At 56.1% G+C, this 4854-nt stretch carries 4 protein-coding genes and 1 pseudogene; 1 reads left to right on the forward strand and 4 read right to left on the reverse strand.

Features of this window, described 5'->3' with window-relative positions; translation table 11 throughout:
- Positions 1-288: 288 nt before the first annotated feature.
- The 4 genes from F1593_RS27195 to F1593_RS27210 all read right to left on the reverse strand — a co-directional run bounded on the left by F1593_RS27195 (position 289) and on the right by F1593_RS27210 (position 4493).
- Positions 289-2271, reverse strand: a complete 1983-nt coding sequence (locus tag F1593_RS27195; RefSeq protein ID WP_149404694.1) for a hypothetical protein — start codon at positions 2269-2271, stop codon at positions 289-291.
- A 140-nt stretch (positions 2272-2411) separates the two neighbouring features.
- The gene (wrbA, locus tag F1593_RS27200) at positions 2412-3038 is read right to left on the reverse strand and encodes an NAD(P)H:quinone oxidoreductase (protein WP_149404695.1); all 627 of its coding nucleotides are present in this window, start codon (positions 3036-3038) and stop codon (positions 2412-2414) included.
- A gap of 154 nt (positions 3039-3192) precedes the next feature.
- Positions 3193-3954: an SDR family NAD(P)-dependent oxidoreductase gene (locus F1593_RS27205; protein ID WP_149404696.1), complete on the reverse strand. Its 762-nt coding sequence runs from the start codon at positions 3952-3954 to the stop codon at positions 3193-3195.
- 104 nt (positions 3955-4058) lie between these two features.
- Complete coding sequence (locus F1593_RS27210) at positions 4059-4493, reverse strand: MarR family winged helix-turn-helix transcriptional regulator (RefSeq protein WP_149404697.1); 435 nt, start codon at positions 4491-4493, stop codon at positions 4059-4061.
- A gap of 166 nt (positions 4494-4659) precedes the next feature.
- Between F1593_RS27210 and F1593_RS29520 the strand changes: the two are divergent.
- Positions 4660-4854, forward strand: a pseudogene (locus F1593_RS29520) (hypothetical protein); the annotation flags it as partial.

The following is a 4854-nucleotide window of genomic DNA, read 5'->3' on the forward strand; positions in this document are numbered from 1 at the left end:
ACAGCGAGGCATTATCGTGCTGTGATGGACAAGAAATAGCAAAAGCGATCGGACAGGTGATTCTGAGAGCAAGAGCTGAAGAGAAATGTGGGGCTGAGCCAAGTCGTCTTGGGAAAGACAAACCCACGGGTTGCGCAACGAGCTAAGCTCAAGTAAAGAAGAGAGAGATTGCCAGTAATATTGCTGCGTCGTCAGAAAGCAGAGGAAAGCGCTGTTGACGTGCATTAATGGAGAAAAGCAACCAGGTCGGACGGCATCGCGAAAGGGAATAAGGTCTGTAGTGATCGGTTAGGCGGTAGCAAGCAAATCAAAGCCGAAAGAGCGGGCAAAGGTGGCTGGTAGGCCATGGAGTGTCACGGAAAACCTGGGCGCGTCAGACGAACGGGCGTTGTGTGTCAGCCGCTGCTCCCAGGAAAGACGCCAATGTGCACGCCTGGCTCGGCTCAGGATTTCTTCAACAGCTGGGGTGATGGGTGGTAGTGCTGGCGTGGCGTCGAAGGTGAAGATAACCGTTTCGCGGCGAATGACTTTCAGCCACTTCCGGCGGATGTGACAGCGCGGCCAGTCTTTCCACAGCACCGGAGCAAGAGGCAGCGATGCTGGCGTATCTGTAGGCATGGGAGAACCATCCGAGCGAGAGGATTCGAGTGGCCAAAACACCGCACTCACTCGTCGAGGTTTGATCGTGTCACTGCTTTCTTGACACTTCGCACGCACGGGGCAAGAGCGACAAGGGCCAATGCGAGCGGCATACAGAACCCGCAGGGAGCCATCACGCTCCGAGCGCCGTTCTTGTGGATAGAGCGGACGATCAGCGGGGCAACGCAGCGTCCCATCCGGCTGTGGGATAAAAGCAGAGCCTGGAAAGCCCCCCGTGAAAGAGGGGCGTGCCCACTGTGGCGGACCATATTGGACCTGCGGAGTCGGTTTCTCAGGAGGCACAGGTTCCACGGCAGGAGCAGATTCAACAACACAGGCTTCAGCAAACTCCGTCGTGCGCAGTTCGGACGAAGAGAGATGTTGCCCCAGTTCCAGACGTAGGTTCCAGACCCATTGGCAAAGTATTTGCCAGAATTCCTGCCCATTGGGAGTATGGGAACACCATCGGTCGGAATCTTGCTCGTGATCTTCATCGGCCAACACCGTTTCAAACGAGCCGCGATGCAAATACAGGTCAAGCACATCCGAGGCAGTAAACGCCGGAGAGGGGAGCGTACTCACAAACAGTTCGTAGACCGTGCCATCGCGCTCAACACCGACAGGAGAGGACGAGGTGGTGACGGGGTGCGCGGCCACCACCAAGCGCACCTCCCTGCCAGTTGGCGTCAAAGGAACCGCTGGGCAGTCGTACAAGGTGCGGGTCATGCCACTTTCCGGATGGGTGCTCACATGGACTGGGGCGCCGGCAAGCGTCTGCTTGACCATCGCCAGATCGAGCAGGTGGTACGCACGACTTCTGGCAATCACCCCAAGATCAGCGGAGAGGACATCAAGAAGGGGCGCGGCGTCGCCATACAAGCCGTCCAACCGCACGAGAATGGAAGCGGGGGGAAGCCCAAGCTGTGTTGCATAGGTGGTGATCACCTGAATGGCCCGTCGCAATTCCCCTCGATAATCCCCATTGCCAGATTCCCCAAACGTGCCGAGAAACTGATGCGTATGCGCCTGAAGCACTACCGTGCGTGTCCGAACCACTTCTCCTCGCTTACGTCCCTGATAGCCCGGCGCGCAGACCTGATCGAAACGGCGGTGAGGAGCGGGCAGCGACTCCAGTTGTGGCAGCGCACGTTGGCGAGCGGCTTGTCGAGTTCCGTCCACATCGATCACAATCCATTGGTGTTCCATCCGGTCGAACAAGCCGCCAGAGGAGGGGAACGGGTTCCGGGCGAGCACATCCTCTTGAAAGAGCGCACGGAGAGCTTCCAGGGTACTCTGATCAAGGGCTGCGAGAAAACGGCTGAGTGTCGAACAATGAGGCAGGCTGGCTCTCCCGAAGAGAGCCATGAAAGGGGTAGCAAAGGGTAAAAGACGTTCATAGAACGCTTTCAAGGTGGGTTCTCCACTCAAAGCATACCCGATGAGGACGACGACAAAATCAATCGTGTCATACAGGCCAAATCGAGGACGAGCAAAACGCACGCGCTCCTTCATCGCTTCAAGCCTCCCCAGATAGATGAGGGCTTGAGCGACTGCGGCCACCTCACCGAACCATGCTGGAGTCGATGGTGCCGACTCTGGAGAGATCTGGATGGTTGCTGCTGGATGAAGCATCCTCTTTCTGTGCCTTCCTGAAAAGGAAACCGGTCCTCTTGCTCCCTCTCATATTGGCGGATGTCTGGCGTGAGTGTGTCGTCCTCCTCGGACCTGAGGAGGACGACGGCATCAACCTATCTGTCCGCTTCTGATTCTTCTCACTTGTCTGCTGGCAAATGCTTTGGGCCAAGCTGAAGCGTGACTTCAGCCACCCGTTGCCCCAGGTAATGAGCAACAGCCAGATCATCTTCCGAGAGGGTGCGACCTGCAGCTCCACCAGCAATGGCCATCGCACCATACGGCGAGCCGGCGCGTTGCAGCAGCGGAGTCGCGTAGCCACACGGGACAATGAGCATCCCCAGATGCATGAGTTGCACCATCATCCCCAACGCGGCCTGTTCCACTCCCCCATGCGGGGTTGAAGCCACTGCCATGACTCCAGCGGGACGACCATATACGGCATTCGTCCTCCACACGGGACTCGCCTTCTCCAGAAAAGATTTCATGGCTGCGGACATCCCTCCGTAGCGCGTGCCTGAACCAAGAATCACTCCATCGGCCTGTGCCAGGTCATCTATGCTTGCCACCGGAAGAGGATGGATGCGTTCTGCGTAGACGCGTCCCGTCCAGGGATGGGCACGCAATGCTTCCTCCTCCTCCAGTTCAGGAACTCGTTTCAACTGGGCAGTCATTCCTGGCTGACTTTCCGCGCCCTTCAGAGCCTGTTCTGCCAGCGTCAAACAGTTGCCCCCTTGCGAATGGACTAGCACGAGAATATGCGTCATTTTTCCTCTTTCTTTCTTGCTCTGTTTCCAGGTCTTTCTTGTTCTCCTCGCCCGAACCTGGGGAAAGAGCGATCACATCATGCGTCGAGAGAGAGGCTGATCTGGCCTCCAGGATGCGATGCCGATTCCGCAGGTGTCCCATCGTTGCGGAGGCTCAGATGCCACCAGTGCAACGGATTGCTTCCCCATTCACCTGTCCATTGGCTGCCGAGCCAAGGAACACGATCAAGGCCGCAACATCCTCCGGCCTGGTCAATCGGCCAGTGGGCGTTTGCTGGGCGACCGCCGCTTGCATCTCTTGAGAGAACTGATCCCGATTGCGTTCGGTCAGCGTGAAGCCAGGCATGACGACATTGGAGAGAATCCCAGCCGGTCCGAGTTCTCGTGCTAATACGCGAGTCAGACCATGCAATCCTGCTTTTGCTGCGGCATAGGCGCCAGCGCCGGGTATCCCATCCTCAGCGACATTGGAGGACACATTCACGATTCTGCCCCAGCCCTGGGCACGCATCAAAGGCACGACGTGTTGCAACGTGTGATAGACGCCTGCGAGCGAGAGGTCCAACGTTGCTTTCCAACTACTCATCGGCACCTCCTCAAAGCGTTTGCTCATCTCCTCAAGTGATCCCCACTGGACCGCATTGTTGACGAGGACATCAATACGGCCCCACTGCTCTCCAATGATTTCGACGGCTTGCGTGATGGTTTCCGAACTTCCCAGGTCATACGCAACGACGATCGCCTGACCGCCAGCTTCGATGACCAGTCTGGCCGTTTCTTCAGCCTGCTCTCGTTGTGAGCGATAGGTAATGCCCACACGCGCACCTTCTCGTCCAAAGGCGAGCGCTGTCGCGCGACCGATCCCCGAAGAACTTCCTGTCACCAGAACGACACGATTCTGTAAACCCAGTTCCATACTGACAAATCCCTTTCTCTTTCGAGTGAGCTCATGATCTAAAAAAACATAACCGGTTAGGTATATGTGCAAAAAGATGAGCCGACGTTGTTCGTGGCTCGTCATCAATCTTCTTGCGAGGTGCTCTGTTCAAGATTGTGGAGCATTTGTGCGAGAAGGCGCACAAAAAGCGCACGCTCCACCTCCGAGATGTTCCTCAAAAGCACCTGTTCTGCCTCTGCCATCACCTGCGGAATGACCTGTTGAAGCTCTTTGCCTTTCGGGGTCAGCCGGACAATGACCTGACGGGCATCGGTAGGATGCGGGTATTTTTCGACCAATCCCTGGCTGATCATGCGTCGAACGGTTCGCGTGACGGATGGGCCAGACGCATGAAGCCGGGCAGCAATCTCCCCTATTGTCAGATCCTCTTGCGTGCTCCAGAGGAGGTCAAGGAGAAAATTCTGTCCAGCGTAGATTCCATACGGATGCAATTTGTGCTGGCAGGCTTCCTTCGTTTCGCCCGCGACACGAGCGAAGAAGGCAATGAAATCACTCATACGGCACTCTCTTCCTAACCGGTTAGCTACTCTGTAGTAAACCAGAGTGGACGCTCTTTGTCAAGGGGAAGATTCATCCATTCATACCACAGCATTGCCTCTTCTGGAGTGTTTCACACGTTCAGATGCCATTTTACATCAATGAGCACCAGTGGTTTCTGAGGAGATGCTTTTCTTGTGGGCTTTGCCGCTACTGCCTCTCCTATTTGATGAGGTAATCTCGTTGCGCAACCCGTGGGACAAACAAGAAGAGGAGGAGCTGATTCACACCGCGATGGATGGGAAAGTGATGCGTGGGACGTTGGGCCATGCCTCAGAAGAACAGCCTTCGGTGCATCTTTTATCATTGTATGAATGTGAA

The organism is Dictyobacter arantiisoli, assembly GCF_008326305.1.
GTDB classification, from domain to species: domain Bacteria; phylum Chloroflexota; class Ktedonobacteria; order Ktedonobacterales; family Ktedonobacteraceae; genus Dictyobacter; species Dictyobacter arantiisoli.

Excerpts from the sequence above, each read along its gene's own strand:
- F1593_RS27195 (WP_149404694.1), bottom strand. The coding sequence starts at position 2,271 with ATGCTTCATCCAGCAGCAACCATCCAGATCTCTCCAGAGTCGGCACCA.
- wrbA (WP_149404695.1), bottom strand. The coding sequence starts at position 3,038 with ATGACGCATATTCTCGTGCTAGTCCATTCGCAAGGGGGCAACTGTTTG.
- F1593_RS27205 (WP_149404696.1), bottom strand. The coding sequence starts at position 3,954 with ATGGAACTGGGTTTACAGAATCGTGTCGTTCTGGTGACAGGAAGTTCT.
- F1593_RS27210 (WP_149404697.1), bottom strand. The coding sequence starts at position 4,493 with ATGAGTGATTTCATTGCCTTCTTCGCTCGTGTCGCGGGCGAAACGAAG.